General features: G+C 67.1%; 15 protein-coding genes. 7 read left to right on the top strand and 8 right to left on the bottom strand.

Annotated features, from left to right (window positions below):
* Positions 1 to 74: 74 nt before the first annotated feature.
* On the bottom strand, positions 75 to 2,453 hold the full coding sequence (locus V3B41_RS01025) for a ribonucleoside-diphosphate reductase subunit alpha (RefSeq protein ID WP_197620636.1): 2,379 nt from the start codon (positions 2,451 to 2,453) through the stop codon (positions 75 to 77).
* A gap of 433 nt (positions 2,454 to 2,886) precedes the next feature.
* Between V3B41_RS01025 and V3B41_RS01020 the strand changes: the two genes are divergently transcribed.
* Together V3B41_RS01020 and V3B41_RS01015 are read left to right on the top strand one after the other, a co-directional pair.
* Complete coding sequence (locus V3B41_RS01020; protein ID WP_197620638.1) at positions 2,887 to 3,864, top strand: zinc-binding dehydrogenase; 978 nt, start codon at positions 2,887 to 2,889, stop codon at positions 3,862 to 3,864.
* A 179-nt stretch (positions 3,865 to 4,043) separates the two neighbouring features.
* On the top strand, positions 4,044 to 6,725 hold the full coding sequence (locus tag V3B41_RS01015; protein WP_329859670.1) for a TonB-dependent receptor: 2,682 nt from the start codon (positions 4,044 to 4,046) through the stop codon (positions 6,723 to 6,725).
* A 163-nt stretch (positions 6,726 to 6,888) separates the two neighbouring features.
* Here V3B41_RS01015 and betT read toward each other — a convergent pair whose 3' ends face one another.
* The 4 genes from betT to V3B41_RS00995 form a co-directional block, all read right to left on the bottom strand.
* The gene (gene betT, locus V3B41_RS01010; protein ID WP_329859667.1) at positions 6,889 to 8,868 is read right to left on the bottom strand and encodes a choline BCCT transporter BetT; all 1,980 of its coding nucleotides are present in this window, start codon (positions 8,866 to 8,868) and stop codon (positions 6,889 to 6,891) included.
* A gap of 198 nt (positions 8,869 to 9,066) precedes the next feature.
* A complete protein-coding gene (locus V3B41_RS01005) occupies positions 9,067 to 9,447 on the bottom strand; it encodes a VOC family protein (RefSeq protein WP_049428416.1) in 381 nt (126 codons plus the stop codon).
* 96 nt (positions 9,448 to 9,543) lie between these two features.
* On the bottom strand, positions 9,544 to 9,867 hold the full coding sequence (locus V3B41_RS01000; RefSeq protein WP_049428414.1) for an SMR family transporter: 324 nt from the start codon (positions 9,865 to 9,867) through the stop codon (positions 9,544 to 9,546).
* Positions 9,867 to 10,220 carry an SMR family transporter gene (locus V3B41_RS00995; protein WP_019659945.1) on the bottom strand — a complete coding sequence of 118 codons (354 nt, stop codon included), beginning with the start codon at positions 10,218 to 10,220 and terminating at the stop codon, positions 9,867 to 9,869. The genes V3B41_RS01000 and V3B41_RS00995 overlap by 1 nt, the downstream gene beginning before the upstream one ends.
* A gap of 160 nt (positions 10,221 to 10,380) precedes the next feature.
* Between V3B41_RS00995 and V3B41_RS00990 the strand changes: the two genes are divergently transcribed.
* Positions 10,381 to 11,232, top strand: a complete 852-nt coding sequence (locus V3B41_RS00990) for a LysR family transcriptional regulator (protein WP_100443826.1) — start codon at positions 10,381 to 10,383, stop codon at positions 11,230 to 11,232.
* Positions 11,233 to 11,394: 162 nt separating this feature from the next.
* Here the strand turns inward: V3B41_RS00990 and V3B41_RS00985 are convergent, their stop codons facing one another.
* On the bottom strand, positions 11,395 to 12,315 hold the full coding sequence (locus tag V3B41_RS00985; RefSeq protein ID WP_049427612.1) for a M14 family metallocarboxypeptidase: 921 nt from the start codon (positions 12,313 to 12,315) through the stop codon (positions 11,395 to 11,397).
* 131 nt (positions 12,316 to 12,446) lie between these two features.
* Here V3B41_RS00985 and V3B41_RS00980 point away from each other — a divergent pair, with 131 nt between their 5' ends.
* The 3 genes from V3B41_RS00980 (at position 12,447) to V3B41_RS00970 (ending at position 17,182) form a co-directional block, all read left to right on the top strand.
* A complete protein-coding gene (locus V3B41_RS00980; RefSeq protein WP_329859662.1) occupies positions 12,447 to 14,528 on the top strand; it encodes a TonB-dependent siderophore receptor in 2,082 nt (693 codons plus the stop codon).
* A gap of 62 nt (positions 14,529 to 14,590) precedes the next feature.
* Positions 14,591 to 16,363, top strand: a complete 1,773-nt coding sequence (locus tag V3B41_RS00975; RefSeq protein WP_049427174.1) for a chloride channel protein — start codon at positions 14,591 to 14,593, stop codon at positions 16,361 to 16,363.
* A gap of 102 nt (positions 16,364 to 16,465) precedes the next feature.
* Positions 16,466 to 17,182, top strand: coding sequence for an MgtC/SapB family protein (locus V3B41_RS00970; protein ID WP_049427162.1), 717 nt, complete (start codon positions 16,466 to 16,468; stop codon positions 17,180 to 17,182).
* A gap of 73 nt (positions 17,183 to 17,255) precedes the next feature.
* On the opposite strand, the gene V3B41_RS00965 is transcribed toward V3B41_RS00970, so the two are convergent.
* A complete protein-coding gene (locus tag V3B41_RS00965; protein WP_049427164.1) occupies positions 17,256 to 17,657 on the bottom strand; it encodes a MerR family transcriptional regulator in 402 nt (133 codons plus the stop codon).
* Positions 17,658 to 17,720: 63 nt separating this feature from the next.
* Here V3B41_RS00965 and V3B41_RS00960 point away from each other — a divergent pair, with 63 nt between their 5' ends.
* Positions 17,721 to 18,548, top strand: coding sequence for a class I SAM-dependent methyltransferase (locus V3B41_RS00960; RefSeq protein ID WP_049427167.1), 828 nt, complete (start codon positions 17,721 to 17,723; stop codon positions 18,546 to 18,548).
* Between the two features lie 85 nt (positions 18,549 to 18,633).
* Here V3B41_RS00960 and V3B41_RS00955 read toward each other — a convergent pair whose 3' ends face one another.
* Positions 18,634 to 18,924, bottom strand: a complete 291-nt coding sequence (locus tag V3B41_RS00955) for a hypothetical protein (RefSeq protein ID WP_014037513.1) — start codon at positions 18,922 to 18,924, stop codon at positions 18,634 to 18,636.
* Between the last annotated feature and the right edge of the window lie 11 nt (positions 18,925 to 18,935).

Here is an 18,935-nt window from a genome sequence, read left to right as displayed (position 1 = left end):
TAGAGCCGAGCCCATCCTCGGCTGCTCTTCGCGTCTGAGCCGAGCGTGGGCTCGGCTCTACAGGGCGGCCGCGATCAGCTGGCGCACCACTCGCATTCGCTGATGTCGATGTCGTTGGAGCGCACGTAGTAGGTGGTCTTCAGACCCTCACGCCATGCCGTCAGATGCAGCTCCAACAACGTGCTGGCGCGAATGGTGCTGGGCACGTACAGGTTGAAGCTGATCGACTGGTCGACATGGCGCTGGCGGCGCGCGTTCTGGCGCACGCTGGCGAACTGGTCGACCTTGTAGGCGCCCTTCTCGTAGTACGGCCAGGTTTCCAGCGACAGGCCCGGTGCGGCCACCGGCCGCCGGAAGTCCTTCTTTTCCTCGTAGTAGAACGCGCTGTAGATCGGGTCGATCGAAGCCGTGGAACCCGCAATCTGCGCGGTGCTCATGTTCGGCGCCACCGCCAGCAGCCAGCCATTGCGCAGGCCGTGTGTAGCCACCTCGCGGGCGAGGCCGTCCCAGGCGGCACCGCTATAGTCGCGGTCACGGAAATAGCGGCCGTTGTGCCAGTCGCTGCCGGCGAACATCGGGTAGCTGCCCTTTTCTTTGGCCAGCTGTGCGCTGGCCTGGATGGTCAGGAAGTTGATGCGCTCGTACAGGCGGTCGGCCAACGCCTCGGCGTCCGGCGATTCCCACTGGATCGCCTGCTGCGCCAGCAGGTGGTGCCAGCCGAACGTGCCCAGGCCGATGGCGCGGTACTTGCGGTTGGTGATCGTGGCCTGCGGCACCGGCAGCGCGTTGAGGTCGATCACGTTGTCGAGCATGCGCACCTGGATCGGGATCAGCCGCTCCAGCACATCGGAGGCCAGCAGGTCATCCGGCGCACTGATCGCACGACCGAGATTGATCGAGGACAGGTTGCAGACCACGAAGTCACCGGCACGCCGGGTGGTGACGATCTGATCGCCGCTGACGATCTCCTGGATCATCCGCGTCGGGCTCATGTTCTGCAGGATCTCGGTGCACAGGTTGCTGGAATAGATCATGCCCGCGTGCTTGTTCGGATTCCTGCGATTGACCTCGTCGCGGTAGAACAGGAACGGGTTGCCGGTCTCCAGCTGGCTGAGCATGATCCGCTTGAACAGGTCGATCGCCTTCACCGTGCGGCGGCTGATGCGCTCGTCGGCCACCAGTTCCGCATAGCGGTCACGGAAGCTGCCCGATCCGCGCTTCTCATCGTAGAAGTCCTGCAGGTACCAGCCCTTGGCGCTCTTCACTTCGTGCGGATCGAACAGGTACCAGTCGGCACGGCGCTCGACCGCCTCCATGAACAGGTCCGGCACGCACACCGAGGTGAACACATCGTGCGCACGCAGGCGCTGGTCGCCATTGTTCAGGCGCAGATCGAGGAAGGCTTCGATATCGCGGTGCCAGATATCCAGGTACACCGCCACCGCGCCCTTGCGCTGGCCGAGCTGGTCCACCGATACGGCGGTGTTGTTGAGCTGCTTGATCCACGGCACCACGCCCCCGGACGAATTGGGCACGCCACGGATCGGCGCACCGCTGCTGCGCACGTAGCCGAGGTACGCACCCACTCCGCCGCCATGCTTCGAAACACGGGCGATATCGGTATTGGAGTCATAGATGCCCTGCAGGCTGTCATCCACCGTGTCGATGAAGCAGCTGGACAGCTGGCCGCCCACCTTGCCGGCGTTGGCCAGGGTCGGCGTGGCCACCGTCATGTACAGGTTGGACAGCGCCCAGTACGCCTCGCCGACCAGCTGCATGCGGCGTACGCGGCCGCTCTCACCAGCCCCGCCCTCTTCCTGCATCAGGTACAGCGCAATGGTCAGCCAGCGCTCCTGCGGCAGTTCGTAGACCTCACGGCTGCGATCGCTGGCCAGGTAGCGCGTGGCCAGCAGGTACAGGCCGTTGTAGGCGAACAGGCGGTCGCGCTCCGGGTCGATCATCTCGCCGGCCTGCTGCAGTTCTTCCTTGGAATAGCAGCGCAGGATGTCGTTGCTGTAGATGCCGCGGTCAGCCAGGCTCTCCTGCAGGCCCACGTAGGAGCCGTACTTCAGGCTGACATCGTAGAAGCGGTTGCGGCTGGCGCGCTTGTACAGCCGCCGCAGGTAGATGCGCGCGGCAAACTGTTCCCACTCCGGCGCGACCAGGTCCACGCGCGACTCGGCCTCGCGGATCAGCAGGTCGACCAGGTCATCAGCACTGAGGCTGGGCTTGCGCTCGACCATCGCCTGCACCACGCGGCGGTAGTCGCTCACATCCAGCTGCGGGAACTCGGCGTGCACGGTATCGATGCTGCGTTGCAGGCGCTCGGCGTCGAACGGCAGGCGGCGGTTGCCGGCCTCCTTGGTGATCCAGGTCGGCACACGCTCGCCACCGGCGCGCAAGGCGTCGCCAGCGCCGGCCAGATCGGCCACGCGGAAGGTACTGTCGGTCATGGTGGTGGAACTCCAGGCTCGCACGCGCGTTGGCGGTCGATGCCGTGGCGGCCCTGCACGCGATACCGGCGCACGGGGCGGTCGGGGTGGGATGCCATAGCGCGGGAACACCAGGTCGTCGGCAATGGCCTGCGCCTGCGGCCGGTATCCGGGCCGTGGGGGCGATCTGGGTCCGCGCGATAGCGGCCGCGTCGACACGGCAAGCCTTCAGGGGCGGGCCGCGGGACGTTTGCTGCATGTCCGGCGGCGGCGGCTGACCGGGAGTGACGGCCACAACATAGTGGGGATATCCCGAGCCGTCAACACAATATGCGGTAATCAACACATGTCGCGACGATCAGTCGCAGGATGCCGTGTTGCAGCGGCGACGCCTTGTCGACATCCCCTGCGTCCCCAGTTCGGTACAACATCAACTTTCACCGGAACACCGCCCATGCGCGCCGCCCAGTACTCCTCCTTCGGCAACCCGGCCGACGTCCTCGCCATTGCCAATGCCGCCCTGCCCGAGCCCGGCCCCGGCGAGGTGCGTATCCGCACCGTGCTGGCCTCGATCCACAACCACGACCTGCTGACCGTGCGTGGCCTGTATGGCTACAAGCCGACGCTGCCGGCGATCGGTGGCAGTGAAGCACTGGGCGTGGTCGATGCACTCGGCGATGGCGTCGACGGCCTGCAGATCGGCCAGCGGGTTGCCGCCGCCTCGGTACACGGCACCTGGGCCGAGGCGTTCATTGCACCGGCACGCATGGTGATTCCGATGCCGGAGGCGATCCCCGACGAAATGGCCGCGCAGCTGATCGCGATGCCGCTGAGTGCGCTGATGCTGCTGGAATTCCTGCATGTCGAAGCGGGGCAATGGGTCGTGCAGAACACCGCCAACGGCGCGGTCGGCAAGTCGCTGGCGATGTTGGCAAAGGCGCGTGGCGTGCATGTGGCCAACCTGGTGCGCAACGCCGCCGCCGTGGTGCAGTTGCAGGCGCTCGGCATCGATCATGTATTCGACACCTCGGTAGAAGGCTGGAAGGATCGCGTTCGTGAAGCCACTGGCGAAACGCAGGCCGCAGCCGCGGTGGATTCCATCGGCGGCGACGCCAGCGGTGACCTGGTCGACCTGCTCGGGCACCACGGCACGCTGGTGTCGTTCGGTGTGATGAGCGGCGAACCCATGCGCATTCCCGCTGGCGGCCTGATCTACAAGGAAGCCACGGTGAAGGGCTTCTGGGGCAGCAAGGTCAGTCAGGCGATGGCGGTGGAGGACAAGCGCCGGCTGGTTGGCGAACTGCTGAAGCGTGCGGCGCAGGGTGAATTGACCCTGCCGGTGGAGCAGATCTTCGCGCTGGACGATATCGCCCAGGCAGCGAAGGCCGGTGCTGGGTCGGGACGCAATGGCAAGGTGCTGCTGCGGCCGTGATCGTCTGACATTGCGTTCTGTAGAGCCGAGCCATGCTCGGCTGCTTTCCGGCCAGTGTGTGGAGCCGAGCGTAGGCTCGGCTCTACAGGGGCGTGCGGACCAACGGTCCGCACCCACCGAGCTGGTTCGTTAAGAACCTGTGATGTATAACTGAATGCGCTTTCGTCATTGGAAGGTGCATGTACCTGCATGCGGTACTGACGGCTCCTCCCCCGTTCGGCGTTGTCGCTTCCATGTACCGCACCACCCTGAACCTGCTTGCCGGCGCCATCGCGCTGGGCCTTACCGCCGGCGCTGCCGGCGCCGCTGAAACCGCCGACACCGGCAAGGACAGCACCACCCTCGGCACCGTGCTGGTGACCGGCTCCAACATCAAGCGCAGCGATACCGCCGGGCCGAACCCGGTGCAGATCGTCAGCCGCGAACAGATCGAGCAGACCGGCCGCTCCACCCTTACCGACGTGCTGCGCAACCTGTCGGCCAATGCCGGCAACAGCTTCGACGAGCAGTACACCGGCAGCTTCGCCGCCGGCTCGGCCTCGATCGGCCTGCGTGGCCTGTCGCCGAAGAACACACTGGTGCTGGTCAACGGCTACCGCGTGTCCAACTTCGGCTTCGCGCTCAATACCCAGGATACCTTCGTCGACCTCAACGCGCTGCCGATCAGCGCGGTGGAACGCATCGAAGTGCTGAAGGACGGCGCCTCGGCGGTGTATGGCTCCGACGCCATCGCCGGTGTCATCAACATCATCCTGCGCAGGAACTTCCAGGGCGTGGAAGTGGGCGGCGGCTTCGGTACCGCCACCCAGGGCGGCCTGGACGAACGCAAGGCCAACCTGCTGGCCGGCTTCGGCGACCTGGAACAGCAGGGCTGGAACGTGCTGTTCGGGCTGGACCTGCTCAAGCGCGACCGCCTCGACGCCGATCAGCGCGCCTACACCCGCAGCGGCGATTTCCGAGACAAGCCCGGCGGCCGCCTGGCCGGCTGGTCCACCGCCGGTGGCAACTGGCTGTCCAACCCGCGCGCGCCGCAACCGTTCGGCAACTGCCCTGATGGCAGCCAGCTGCGCCCGTACAGCGACTTCGGCAGCACCCTGCCCGGCCAGGCCTGCGCCTTCAACGCGCAGCCGTTCAAGACCCTGCAGCCCGGCGCCGAGCGCCTGCAGGCGTCGTTGAGTGCGACCTACCGCTTCAATGACAGTGTCGAAGCGTTCGCCGACGTGCTGTACAGCCACAACAAGGCCGACCAGATCTTCAGTGCGCCGCTGACCGTTGGCCCTGGCCTGCGTGCCTACAACCCGGCTACCGGCACGCTCATCGACGTGCCGGCGGTGCTGCCGGTCGGCCATCCCAACAACCCGGGCAGCACGCCACTGCCGTTCGAGTACACCTTCTTCGACCTCGGCCCGCGCCTGAAGGACAACACGCAGGTGTTCTACCGTGCCCTGGCGGGCGTGCGCGGCAGCGGCGAACGCTGGGACTGGGAAGTGGCAGCGCTGACCTCGCAGAGTGCACAGCGCGAGTACGTCGACAACTTCGTCAATCGCTATGCGTTCGAGCAGATCCTGCGCGATGGCAGCTACAACTTCCTCAACCCGTCCAGCACGCCGGGCGCGCTGGATGCACTGCGCCTGCAGACCAAGCGTCCGGGCTGGTACAAGCTGCACGCGTTGAACGTGAAGGCCTCGACCTCGCTGTGGGAGATGCCCGCCGGTACGGTCGGCTTCGCCTGGGGCGCGGAGTTCCGCAAAGAATCATTGGATGCGCGCACCAGCGCCCAGGTGCTGTCGGGCACCGAACTGCGCCCGGCGATCAACGTGGTCAACGGCGAGCGCCAGGTCAGTGCTGCCTACGCCGAGCTGAGCGTGCCGCTGCACCGCACGCTGGAACTGCAGGTGGCCGGCCGTGGCGACCACTACGACGACTTCGGCAAGGCGTTCTCGCCGAAGGTGGCGCTGCGCTGGCAGCCGTTGGACAGCCTGCTGCTGCGTGGTTCGTTCTCGCGCGGGTTCCGCGCACCTTCGTTGCCGGAGATCGCGCCCGGCCAGACCGTCAGCTATGGCTCGGTGATCGATCCGCTGGATCCGCTGCAGCCCGGCGGCAGCCGTGGCGTAACCAACATCCGCACCGGCAACCCGGACCTGAAGGCCGAGCGCTCGCGCAACTTCAATGTGGGGGCGGTGTGGTCGCCGGATGGCGATACCAGCATCGGCCTGGACTGGTACCGCATCGAGCAGGACAACCTGGTCAAGCCTGACAGTGCGCAGTTCATCGTCGACAACCCGACGCTGTTCCCCGGTCGTGTACAACGTGATGCGCAGGGGCGCATCCAGTTCATCACCAACCAGTACGCCAACCAGGGGGAACTGACCACTTCGGGGCTGGACCTGGACGCCAACCACACCTTCCGCACCGAGGGCTGGGGCAACTTCACCGTGGCCGGCAGCTGGACCCACCTGCTCAGCTTCAAGCAGCCGCTGGTGGCCGGGCAGGCACCGTATGACGGCGCCGGCAATAACCGTCACGGTGCGCTACCCCGTACCCGCGGCACCACATCGCTGAACTGGGCGGTCGGTGACTGGAGCAGCACGCTGAGCCTGCAGTACGTGAGCGGCTACGACCAGCGCGTGGCGACCGCGACCAGCAATCCGGGCCTGCGCGACCGCGTCAAGCCCTATCACCAGCTGGACCTGTACGTGGCGTACGAAGGGATTCCCAACACCACGCTGTCGCTGTCGGTGCTGAACCTGACCGACAAGGACCCGCCGTTCGACCCGGCTGGCGGTTCCAACGGCTTCGACATCAGCCAGTACAACCTGCGCGGGCAGTTCGTCTCGCTGGGGGCGCGTTACCGGTTCTGATTGCCACCGTAGAGCCGAGCCATGCTCGGCTGCTCTTCGGCACCACGCAGCCGAGCATGGGCTCGGCTCTACAGGTCGGTGCGGACCAACGGTCCGCCCCCCCCCCCGGGCGGGGGTGCGGCTCCTCCTGGGGGGGGCGCCCCACGCCCCCCCCCCCACCGCATCACCGGCTCAGGTGCAGGAACTGCAGGTGCCGTTCGTACTGGCTGATGATGTCGTTGATGATCTGCTTGCGGCTGTAGCCCACCAGGTCGTAGTCCTGGCTGCCTTCGAACAGGTGCACCTCGGCGCGGTAGTAGCGCTGGTTGCGCAGCTGCTGTGCGGCGAACGACGGGGTCAGGTAACCGCTCAGGATCACCCGGTACAGGAAGTCCTGCTGCTCGCCATGGTTGACCGTCAACTCCATGTCGCCCGCCTCGAAGCGCGTGGCCACGTCCCAGCCCTGCCCGCGCAGCTGCTCGGCCACCGCCTCCATCGCCGGCTTCACCGTGTCATCCATGAAGCGGTAGACCTGGTCGCGCACCGGGAAGTGCATGGCCTGGCTCAGGCGCTGGCGCCAGCCCTGATGATGGCGATCGTCTCCGATCAACGGTGACGGCCGGTACTGCAGCGCGCGCTTACGGTGCGATTCGTCACTGAAGGCGCGGGTCAGCCCCCACATCATCAGCAGCAGCACCGCCGAGAACGGCAGCGACGCCAGCACCACCGCCGATTTGAGCGCATCGATGCTGCCAGCCAGCAGCAACCCGGCGGTCAGCACCGCGATCACCGTGCCCCAGAACACGCGCAGCCAACGCGGACCATCATCCTCCGGCGCACCGCCGTGCGAGGACAGCGTAGACAACACCACCGCCCCCGAGTCGGCCGAGGTCACGAAGAAGATGAAGCTGACCAGCACCGTCACCGCGATCACCGTACGGCTCCACGGGTAACCATCCAACAATGCATACAGCACCGTCGGTGGATCATCCACCGCCAGCTGCGCCAACTGCTGCTGACCGTGGTGCAGGACCTGGTCCAGCGCGCTGTTGCCGAAGATCGACAGCCAGGCAAGGGTGAAGCCCAGCGGAATCAGCAGCACGCCGAACACGAATTCGCGGATGGTGCGGCCACGCGAGATGCGCGCGATGAACAGGCCGACGAACGGCGCCCAGCCGATCCACCAGGCCCAGTAGAACACCGTCCAGCCACCCAGCCATTCGGGGCGGCCGCCGTAGGCATACACATCGAAACTCTTGCCGACCACGCTGCCCAGGTAGTCGCCCAGGTTCTGCATCAAGGTGCTGAACAGGTACTGCGTCGGCCCGGCGAACAGCATGAACAGCACCAGCGCGATCGCCAGCAGCATGTTGATGTTGGCCATCCAGCGCACGCCCTTCTCCACGCCGGAGACGGCCACGGCCACCGCCGCGCCCATCATCGCCACCACCAGGATGATCTGCACCAGGTTGGAATGCGGGATGTTGAACAGGTGCGCCAGCCCGGCATTGAGGTGCAGCACCCCGAAGCCCATGTCGGCGCCGATGCCGAACACGGTGGCGACGATGCCCAGCGCATCCACGGTGTAGCCGATCGGGCCGTTGATGCGCTTGCCGATCAGCGGGTACAGCGCCGAGCGCAGCGCCAGTGGCAGGTTGTGGCGATAGGCGAAATAGGCCATCGCCATCGCTGCCAGTGCGAACACGCCCCAGCCGTGCAGGCCCCAATGCAGGAACAACAGCTGCATGGCCTGCCGTGCACCGGCCTCGCCCGCAGCCGGATCGCCCTGCGGCGGCTGCAGGTAGTGGGTCAGCGGTTCGGAGACGCAGAAGAAGAACAGGGTGATGCTGATGCCGGCCGCGAACAGCATGCCGGCCCAGGAGAGGTAGCTGAACTCCGGCTCGTCATGGTCGGCGCCGAGTTTGATGCCACCATACTTGGACAGCGCCACACCGACCACGAACACCAGGTACAGGGTCATTGCCAGCAGGTAGTACCAGCCGACATTCAGTGCGGCCCAGTCCTGCGCCTTCAGCAGAAGGCGGCCCGCACCGAGTGGAAACAGGCTGACGAACAGCGCGAACGCCACGACAACGATCGCCGCGAAGGCGAACACAGGCCGAAGGGTGCGCACCGGGGATTGTTGCGGCTCCAGTACATCCATGGGGCGGCGTTCTCCGGTAGATCAGGGAATTAGCCGACCGATTCTGGCTGAACCGCAGTGGACAGAGCATGAAGTTGCGGCCTGCGGTCGCAGGCCCGTCCGCTCATTCCGTGGTATCACGCGCGCGCGGCCCGCGCACCCTTGGCTTGCGCAGGCCGCGCGCACCGCCTGCGGCGCGGCCACGCGCATCCTGTCCGATCACGACATTACATGCACCGCACACAGCTTGTTGCCACCCGGGTCACGCAGATAGGCCAGGAACACCTGCCGACCGGACATGTTGCGGATGCCGGGCGGATCTTCGATGGCGGTACCACCGTGAGCCACTCCAGCTTCCTGCCAGGCACGCACGGCCTCTGCACTGCCCAGACTGAAACCGATGGTGCCACCGTTGGCATGGCACGCTGGCTGCCCATCGATCGGCGCGGTTACACCGAACATCCGCCCATCCTTGAAGTACAGCAGCCGTCCCTTCTCGTCGAATACGCCCGCACGCGCGTCCATCGCAGCGAACAGGGCGTCGTAGAAGCGACGTGCGGCATCCATGTCGTTCGTTCCTACGGTGATGTGGCTGAACATGCGGGCACTCCATGTGGAAAACCGCAGTGTCGATGAGCACGGGCGACTTCGCAAATCGCTGCATCATCGCCGCCCCGCTCGCGACCGGGCATGCTGCTACTTGGCGGTGCTGAGGAGCAGTACCGCCGCCGTGACCAGGGCGATGCCAACCCAGCCGATCGGGCGCAGGCGGTTGCCGAACAGCAGGCGGCCGCAGGTGGCGGTACCGATCACGCCGATTGCACCCCACATCGCATAGGCGGTGGCCAGGTCCATGTAGCGCACCGCCTGGCCCAGCAGTGCGAAGGCGACCCAGACCATGACGATCGCGCCGACACCCCAGCGCCAGCGGCGGAAGCCTTCCGACCTGGCCACCATCATGTTGGCGGCGACGTCGATCAAGGCCGAACAGATCACGAAAAACAGGGCCAGGGTATTCATCAGTGCGCCTCCCCGAGGGTGACACAGACGATGCCGACCACCGCCAGCACCAGACCGGCCAGCTGCTGAAGCGACAGGCTCTCGCCGAACACGGTGAGGCCGACCACGGTCAGCAGAGTCAGGCCCAGGCCTTCCCACACCGCGTAGGCGACACCGACCGCGATGCGGCGCACCGACAGCGCCAGGAAGTAGTAGGACAGCGCCAGCGCGCCGGCCATGATCAGGTAGCCGGTCCAGCCACCGTCGCGGGCGGCATGGGCCATGAACGAGGTGCCGACCACTTCGGCAACGATCGCCACGGTCAGGCAGGCCCAGGCGACCAGCGCGCCACGGGCGGGAACAGTACGGGACATGTGAAACTCCTTGCGGGACGGGGACAGCGCCCCGCCCTCATTGGACCCACGCCATGCGTGGATGATCCGGAACACCCCGCAGACAGGGGCGACGGCGGCCAGTATCATCGCCTTTTACGGTCGATTCAAAATGGATTCCATCGACAGGAGCGATGGATCAATGCCCTACTCCCCTGAATCCCTGCAGGCGTTCGTCGAAGCGGCCGCACTGGGCTCGTTCTCGGCAGCCGCGCGCCGCCTGCGCAAGACCCAATCGACGGTCAGCACCGCCATCGCCCACCTGGAGGCCGACCTGGGCGTGAGCCTGTTTGATCGCAGCGGGCGCTACCCGCAGCTGACCGAGGCCGGGCGCCAGGTACTGGGCCACGCACAGGAGATCCTTGCCGCCGATGCGCGCCTGCAGCAGTTGAGCGTTCGCCTGGCCGCCCCGGTCGAAGCGCGGCTGACCGTGGTGTTCTCCGACGTCTACCAGCTCGATCCGGAGCAGCGCGTGTTGCAGCGCTTTGCCGAAGCGTTCCCCGAGATCGAACTGGAATGGCTGGATGCCGAAGGCGATGACGTGCTGGAACTGGTCGGCAGTGGTCGCGCCGCGCTGGGCCTGCTGCCACGCCAGGAAAGCTATCCGGACGGACTGGTGGCGCGACCGTTGGCGCACCACAGCGAACTGTCGGTGTATGTGGCGCGCGGCCATCTGCTGGCCGACGCCGGCCGGCGCGCGGCTTCCCAGCTGGCACGGCACCGGCAGGTGCGGTTGAGCGCGGAGGTCGACCACACCCGCGCGGCCACGGGCCTGGCATGGACCGCCACCGACTACCTGATGGTGATGGAGATGGCCGAGGACGGCATCGGCTGGGCCGAGCTGCCACGCGCGCTGGTACGGCGCTACGACCGCGGGCAGCTGGTGGAACTGACCCTGCCCGGCTGGCCACGGCGCATCCACAGCGATCTGTTGTGGCGTCGCGATACGCCGCCGGGGCCAGCCGCCCTGTGGTGGGCCGACGCGCTTGGATGAGGTAGTGCCGGGGGGGGGGGGGGGCCGCCCGGGGGGGGGCGGGGGGGGGCGGCGGGCCGGCGCGCCCGCGCCCACTGCGGGGGGGGTGGTGGCGGGCCGGGCGCGGCCCCCCCCCCCGCGGGGGGGGGGGGGGGGGCCCCCCCCCCCCCCCGCCACTACCGATCAACGATGGGCGAGCGCGTAATCCAGCGCCGAGCACACCGCTGCCACCTGGGCGTCGTTGCACTGCTGCGGGGTGGCGCGCGGGCTGTCCGGGTAGACCTCGGTGGTGGTGGTGTACTTCGCACCGGTGATGCCAGCGCACAGGCCCAGCTTCACCAGCGGGTATTCGATCACGCCGTGGGCCACCACCGGCGAACCGATGATCTCGCCCTTGTCGTCGGCCGGGGCGATATGGGTCACCTTTTCCACCGCGGCGATCACCGCCTGCTGGAACGCCGCCTGCGGGTTCTCGCTGTCATCCACCAGATAGAAGCCATCGGGAATCAGGCCCGGCTCGAACGGCTTGCCGTCACGTGCGGCCAGCGCCGGGCGGAACTCGCTCTCGTCGCTGTCGGTGGTTTCGTGCAGGTCGATATGCAGCACGAACTGGCCTTTGTAAGGCGCGATCAGCTCGATGACAGCGGTCGATTCGCGGGCCGGGCCATCGGCGCGGAAATTGCGGTTCGGATCGATCGCATCGAAGTTCCAGCGGTTGATGCGCTCGAAGCCCCACGGGTTCACGCACGGCGCCACCAGCAGGTTGGCCTTGCCTGCATAGTCGGTGCCATGCTTCTCAAGGAACTCCAGCGCGCCCATCACGCCGCTGGTTTCATACCCATGCACGCCACCTGTAACCAGCGCGGCCGGCAACGCCGGGTTCCAGTCGCGGCTGCGCAGGGCGAACAGGGTGTAGGTCTCGCCAGCGTAGTCGAGCTGGCCATAGGCCACCTTCTCGAAGCGGGAGGCCAGCGCCTCGATGCGCGGCAGCACCTCCTCGTCGTAGCGGCGCAGGCGCTGCTGGCGGCCACGCCACGCCTCCCGTTCCGCCGCTCCCCACGGCTGGCCAGGGATTCCGACGGGGTAGAAGGCGGCTTGGGACATGGCGGATCTCAGCGAGTCAGGAAGCAATCGCCCACTCTACCACCGGGGGAACAGCGTGAACCGGCGGCGCATTCCAATAGCGAATGGAATCAGCAATAATTCTCATTTACGACCTTCCACAGCCTGCACCGATGCCCATCCTCGCCCTGCAACCGGTTCCCCTGCCCCTGGCCGCCGCCCTCGCCCTGTGCCTGCTCCCGACCACCCGTGCCTCCGCCCAGGACAGCGCCACCACGCTGGACAGCATCCAGGTCTCCGGCAACTGGCTGGGCACCGGCCTGCATGACAGCGTCAAGAGCTTCGCCGGCGCACGCACCGTAGTCGACCGCCAGCGCATCGAGGCCAGCGGCGCGGCGAGCATCGGTGATGCGATGCGACGCATCCCCGGCGTGCAGGTCACCGACAACGCCGGCACCGCCGGCAGCTCGGTGTCGCTGAACATCGGCGTGCGTGGCCTCACCGGCCGCTACTCGCCGCGCTCGACCGTACTGCTGGACGGCGTGCCGCTTGCGGTAGCGCCGTATGGCCAACCGCAGCTGTCGTTCGCACCGACCAGCCTGTCCAACATCGAGTCGATCGACGTGGTGCGTGGCGGCGGCGCGGTGCGCTACGGGCCGCAGAACGTGGGCGGCATCATCAACTTCAGCACCCGCGCCATTCCCACCGGGACCGGCCTGCACGGCGAAGCCGGGGTGCGTTACACCGCCTACGACCACGGCGGCGGTGACAGCACCCAGTACAACGCCTTCCTCGGCGGCACCGGCGACAACGGGCTGGGCGCCGCCCTGCTCTACTCCGGCCAGGATGGCCGCGGCTGGCGCCAGGGCAGCGATGACCGCTTCAACGATCTCGCGCTGAAGTTCGCCTATGCCATCGACGGACAGCAGGAGCTGCGAGCCAAGCTGTCCTACTACGACGTTCGCTCACTGACGCCGGGCGGCCTGACCCGCGCGCAGTACGAGACCGACCCGTTCCAGAACACCCGGCCGACCGATTTCTGGAAGGGCCATCGCACCGGCATCGACCTGGGCTACACCAACACGCTGTCGGCCAACAGCGAGTTCGAGGTGCTGGCCTATTACAACGAGAGCACCCGTGCCAGCTCGCTGATCAATGCCGCCAATACCCAGTTGACCGTGCAGCCGCGCGACTACCGCGTGCTTGGCATCGAGCCGCGCTATACCCAGCGCCTGCACTGGGGCAGCACGGTGCACGACATCACCGCTGGCTACCGCTTCCTGCGCGAGCGCGGCAACGACCGCAGCTACACCGTCGCCCGCCGCACCGGCGCGGCCAGTGCCAACACCCGCTTCGACAACGCCACCGACGCCCACGCGTTCTACATCGACGACCGCATTGCGATCGGCCAGTGGCGGATCACCCCGGGCGTGCGCATGGAATGGATCGACATGGACCGCCGCCAGGCCGGTGGCACGGCGATCTTCAGCAGCCGCAACGACAAGGCCCTGCCCTCGCTCAACATCGCCTACCTGCTGACCCCGCAGCTGACCGTGTTCGGCAACTACACCACCTCGTTCGGGCCGGTGCAGAACATCCAGCTGAACTCGCAGACCGCCAGCAATCCGCTGAACCCGGAGGTGGCAAAGACCACCGAACTGGGCGCACGCTGGCAGGACGGTGCACTTCGCGCGGAAGTGACCGTGTTCAAGATGCGCTTCGACAACCAGATCCTGCAGGTGCCGGGGATCACCCCGCCCACCTTCCAGAACATTGGTGCCACCGACCACAAGGGCGTGGAGAGCGCACTGGAGTACCACTTCGCCGAGGACAGCGCGCTGGCCGGTCTGGAGCTGTACGCCAACTACACCTGGACCAAGGCGATCCAGCAGTCGGGCGACAACCGTGGCCTGGACGTGCCGTTCTACTCGCGCGACACCGACAGCGTGGGCGCCCGCTACGCGCTGGCCGGCTGGACCTTCAATGTCTCCAGCACCCACCAGAGCGGCCAGTTCTCCGATGCCGCCAACACCTGGGAAGAAACCGCTGATGCGCGCGTGGGCCGCGTGCCGGGCGTGCGCCTGTGGAACGCGCAGGTGGCCTGGCAGGTGCCGGGCCTGGGTGACAGCGAGATCGCACTGGGCGTGAACAACCTGGCCGACAAGCGCTGGTACACCCGCAACGTCGATGGCAACGCCGGCCGCATGGTGGCCGCGCCGCGCACCTTCTACGTGCAGGGCCGCTACCGCTTCTGAGCCGGTAGCCGCCCGATGCGGTGACGGTGGCGCTCACGGTGGCGGCGTATCATGCCGCCACCATGTCTTCGCCTGTTTCGCCATCGCGCCTGCATCTGGCCTTCCAGGGCCTGCGCCTGCGGCTGCGCGGTAGCGACCTGTGGTTCATCGCGCTGGCGCTGCTGGTCGGCCTGATCGCCGGCTACCTGACCCTGCTGCAGTCCGGCATTGCACGTTGGTTGCAAGGCTCCCTGTACGGGCTGGATGAAGGGATGCGCCTGAGCTCCCTGCCCGCGCTGACCTGGACAGCGCTGCTGGTGCTGCCGCTGGGTGGCCTGCTGGTCGGCCTGGTCAGCCTGGCGGCGACGCGGCTGAAACGGCCCCTGCTCGACGCGGTCGAAGCCAATGCCCTGCACGGTGGCCGCATGTCGATGCGCGACAACCTGATCGTGCTGACCCAGACCCTGCTGTCCAACGGCTGCGGCGCGTCGGTCGGCCTGGAGGCTTCGTATACGCAGATGGGCGCAGGCAGCGGCTCTCAGTTGGGCCGGGTGATGCGCCTGCGCCGGAACGACGTGCGCATCCTGGTCGGTGCCGGTGCCGCCGGCGCCATCGCCGCTGCGTTTGGTGCGCCGCTGGCCGGTGCGTTCTATGCGTTCGAGATCGTCATCGGCGCCTACACCCCGGCCGCGTTGGCGCCGGTGGCGGTGGCCGCACTGGCCGGCGCGTTCGTGGCCGACCAGGCCGGGATCGAGGCCTATCTGCTGCCCGCTGCCTCGACCATCGACGTGCGCGCCGCCGACTACGCCATCTACGGCCTGCTCGGCTGCTGCTGCGCGATGGTCGGCATTGCCATCATGCGCCTGATCGCTTCGATCGAAGGCACGGTCAAGCGCAGCCCGCTGCCCGCGTGGGGCCGGCCGGTGGTCGGCGGCCTGCTGCTGATTCCATTGGCACTGGCCAGCCCGCAGGTGCTGTCGTCCGGCCACGGCGCGCTGCACCTGGACCTGACCACGCATCTCCCGCTGATCTGGATCGGCGGCCTGCTGACCCTGAAGTGCCTGGCCTCTGGCATCTCGCTGGGCTTCGGCTTCCGTGGCGGCCTGTTCTTCGCTTCGCTGTTCATGGGCACCCTGGTCGGCGCGTTGTTCGCCGGCCTGCTGGGCATGGCCACCGGCGTGCCGGTGATCGATGCCACCTCCGCCGCGCTGGCCGGCATGGCCGCACTGGCCGCCGCCGTCGTTGGTGCGCCAATGACCATGGCCATGCTGGTGCTGGAAGGTACTCACGACTTCCTGCTGACCAGCGTGGTGATGAGCGCCGTGCTGGTGTCCAGCACACTGGTGCGGCAATGGTTCGGCTACTCGTTCTCGACCTGGCGCATGCACCTGCGCGGCGAGACCATCAAGAGCGCCCGCGACGTCGGCTGGGTGCAGAACCTCAATGCCGGGCGCCTGATGCGCAAGGGCGTGGCCACCGCCCCGGCCGATCTCGATGTGGCCTCCTTCCGCCAACGCTTTCCACTGGGCTCGGGCACCCGGGTGATCCTGATCGACAGCGAGGGCCACTATGCCGGCATCGTGCAGATTCCACGGGTCTACGGCGATGGCGTGAAGCCGGAAGCCCTGATCGGCGAACTGGCCGAGAACCGTGACGTCTCGCTGGCACCGTCCTCCGACGTGGTCAGCGTGATGCAGCGCTTCGACCAGACCCAGGCCGACGAGCTGGCGGTGGTCGGCGCCGACGGCCAGGTGCTGGGCGTCGTCTCCGAAGCCTTCGTGCGCAAGCGCTACGCCGAAGAACTGGACAAGCGCCAGCGCGAGCTGATGGGCGAGCGGGTGGAGGACACCGACTGACCCCGCAAAGAAGGGGACGGAGGGGATCAAGTCGTTTCTGGCACTTTCGAAATCCAGGCATGGCGTGGATCTACTGTCACCTCGACCGGGTAGACTCCGGCCATGCGCTTCATTGAAACCTTCCAGGCCGGTCCCTTCGCCGACACCGTGGTCAGCCTGCTGGCCGCCTTCGTCCTGGGCACGTTGATCGGTGCCGAGCGCCAATACCGGCAGCGCACCGCCGGCCTGCGCACCAACGTACTGGTGGCCGTAGGCGCGGCCGCCTTCGTCGACCTGGGCATGCGCATCGCCGGCAGCGCCGAAGCCGTGCGGGTGATCTCCTACGTGGTCTCCGGCGTCGGCTTCCTCGGCGCTGGCGTGATCATGAAGGAAGGCATGAACGTGCGCGGCCTCAACACCGCCGCCACCCTGTGGTGCTCGGCGGCGGTGGGCAGCTGCACCGGTGCGGACATGCTGGCCGAAGGCGTGCTGCTGACCGTACTGATCATCGCCGGCAATACCCTGCTGCGGCCGCTGGTAAACGCGATCAACCGCATTCCGATCAACGAGGCCGCCACCGAAGCCACCTATGAAGTGCGACTGAGCGTGGATGCCGAAGCCGTGCCGCGGGTGCGCGAACGGCTGGTCGACGCGCTGGAAGCGGCACAGTACCCGGTAGGCGACGTGCAGGTGGTCGAGCATGCCGACGCGCCCTCCGATGTGATCGCCGTGCTGGTCAGTACCGCTGTGAGTGCCGACGAGCTGGATGTGGTGCTGGCGCGGATGGAGCACGTACCGGGCGTGCTGCATGCCACGTGGGAAGTCAGCACCCGCGATTGATTCATACACGCATGGCGTGGATCTGCCGAAGCCGTGGTGCAGTAGATCCACGCCATGCGTGGATGCCCTCCTCTCACCCACCCATTCGCTGCTGCGCGCGCAACAGTTTCCGGAACGAACCGCACTTCCGGGCATCCTCTGCCTGCGGGCATGCCGCAGCCCGCTGCAGATGCCGCCGTACCCGCTGCAGCTGCGTGATCTGCCGTTGCAGCACCTCGGCCTGCGCCAGCAGCGCCTCGCGATCCAGGGTGATACAGCCCTGCCGTGGCAATGACAGCCCGATCTGCTGCAACGACAGCCCAGCGGCCTGGCCCAGCCCTATCAGTGCCAGCCGTTCCAGCACCTGCTCGTCATACTGCCGTCGCAGGCCACGGCGCCCCAGCGCCTGCAACAGCCCCAGCTGCTCGTAGTAGCGCAGGGTCGAGGCCGGCACCCCGCTGCGCTTCACCACCTCGCCGATATCCAGTTCACGCATGGGCTTGACCTCAAGTCGTCTTCAAGCAGCAACCTATGGGCCACTTCCGGACAAGGCAAGGCCATGGCCAGCACATCCCCCGTTGATCAGAACACCCTCTGGAATGGCCCCAGCGGCCAGATCTGGGTCGCCCAGCAGGCCATCCTCGATGGCCTGTTCCAGCCGATGGCCGACCTGCTGGTCGCCGAGTTGCCAGAAACCGTCACGCAACTGCTCGACATCGGATGCGGCACGGGCGCGAGCCTGCTTGCCGCCGGCGCGGCACGTCCGGCCGCCCACTGCACCGGCGTGGACATCTCCGCACCGATGCTGGCAATGGCGCGCAAGCGCGCGGAAACGGCGGGGCTGGACGCTGACTTCATCGTCGCAGACGCGCAACAGCACCCTCTGCCCTCTGGGCACTTCGACTGGATCCAGTCGCGGTTGGGGGTGATGTTCTTCGAGGATACCGGGGCCGCGTTCGCCAACCAGCATCGTGCAGCCAGGCCGAATTCGGGCCTGCGCTTCATCGCCTGGCGCAGCGCAGAGGAAAACCCGTTCATGACGACCGCCGAGCGGGCCATCGGTGATGAGCTGGATCTGCCACCGCGGAGACCTGGCGCACCCGGGCAGTTCGCCTTCGCCGACGATGAACGCATCCACCACCTGCTGCAGGCCGCCGGCTGGAAGGACGTCGAAGTGACTGCGGTGGCCCTGCCCTGCTCCCTCGCCCGCAATGAACTGCCGACCTATGTGGGGCAGCTCGGTGCACTGGGTCTTGCCCTGCGAGACCTGCCCGGAGAACGCGCCGCTGCACTCCGCGACAAGGCGCTGGCAGCATTCACGCCATTCATCGAGGGCGATCGGGTCCGCGTGGACGCTGCCTGCTGGTTGATCCGCGCACGCGCATGACACAGAAAAGGGGACGGAGGGGATTAAGTCGTCAATGCCCCAGCCGTGCCGGAAACGACTTAATCCCCTCCGTCCCCTTTTTCTTCTACAGCGCCTCGCCGGCGTCGGCCAGGCGCGATTCGATCAGCGCATACCACTGCTGCAACACGTCGATAAGCATGTCCAGCTCGGCGTCGGTGCGCTGTGCGCGCCCGCTGCGCAGGCATGCCTGGGCCTCTTGCAACTGCGCCAGGAACCCGGCCACGGTATCGGCCTGCAGGATCAGCCCTGGCAGGCGCCGCCCGGGAATGCGCACCACGGCATGGTTGCCGAGCTGGCCATACACACTCAGTGTGGCTTCCGTCTTCATGGAAAGAGGCAGGAATTGGGCATTCATCGCGTGCACCA

The sequence above is a fragment of the Stenotrophomonas sp. SMYL89 genome, assembly GCF_036319985.1.
Classification (GTDB): domain Bacteria; phylum Pseudomonadota; class Gammaproteobacteria; order Xanthomonadales; family Xanthomonadaceae; genus Stenotrophomonas; species Stenotrophomonas maltophilia_Q.
Note: the sequence above shows the minus strand (reverse complement) of the source record. Positions and strands in the feature narration are given on the sequence as shown.

Coding starts and splice junctions, on each gene's coding strand:
- V3B41_RS01015 (WP_329859670.1), top strand. CDS start 4,044: ATGTACCTGCATGCGGTACTGACGGCTCCTCCCCCGTTCGGCGTTGTC.
- V3B41_RS00960 (WP_049427167.1), top strand. CDS start 17,721: ATGGCCAGCACATCCCCCGTTGATCAGAACACCCTCTGGAATGGCCCC.
- V3B41_RS01005 (WP_049428416.1), bottom strand. CDS start 9,447: ATGTTCAGCCACATCACCGTAGGAACGAACGACATGGATGCCGCACGT.
- V3B41_RS01020 (WP_197620638.1), top strand. CDS start 2,887: ATGCGCGCCGCCCAGTACTCCTCCTTCGGCAACCCGGCCGACGTCCTC.
- V3B41_RS00985 (WP_049427612.1), bottom strand. CDS start 12,315: ATGTCCCAAGCCGCCTTCTACCCCGTCGGAATCCCTGGCCAGCCGTGG.
- betT (WP_329859667.1), bottom strand. CDS start 8,868: ATGGATGTACTGGAGCCGCAACAATCCCCGGTGCGCACCCTTCGGCCT.
- V3B41_RS01000 (WP_049428414.1), bottom strand. CDS start 9,867: ATGAATACCCTGGCCCTGTTTTTCGTGATCTGTTCGGCCTTGATCGAC.
- V3B41_RS00975 (WP_049427174.1), top strand. CDS start 14,591: ATGTCTTCGCCTGTTTCGCCATCGCGCCTGCATCTGGCCTTCCAGGGC.
- V3B41_RS00990 (WP_100443826.1), top strand. CDS start 10,381: ATGCCCTACTCCCCTGAATCCCTGCAGGCGTTCGTCGAAGCGGCCGCA.
- V3B41_RS00955 (WP_014037513.1), bottom strand. CDS start 18,924: ATGAATGCCCAATTCCTGCCTCTTTCCATGAAGACGGAAGCCACACTG.
- V3B41_RS00965 (WP_049427164.1), bottom strand. CDS start 17,657: ATGCGTGAACTGGATATCGGCGAGGTGGTGAAGCGCAGCGGGGTGCCG.
- V3B41_RS01025 (WP_197620636.1), bottom strand. CDS start 2,453: ATGACCGACAGTACCTTCCGCGTGGCCGATCTGGCCGGCGCTGGCGAC.
- V3B41_RS00970 (WP_049427162.1), top strand. CDS start 16,466: ATGCGCTTCATTGAAACCTTCCAGGCCGGTCCCTTCGCCGACACCGTG.
- V3B41_RS00995 (WP_019659945.1), bottom strand. CDS start 10,220: ATGTCCCGTACTGTTCCCGCCCGTGGCGCGCTGGTCGCCTGGGCCTGC.
- V3B41_RS00980 (WP_329859662.1), top strand. CDS start 12,447: ATGCCCATCCTCGCCCTGCAACCGGTTCCCCTGCCCCTGGCCGCCGCC.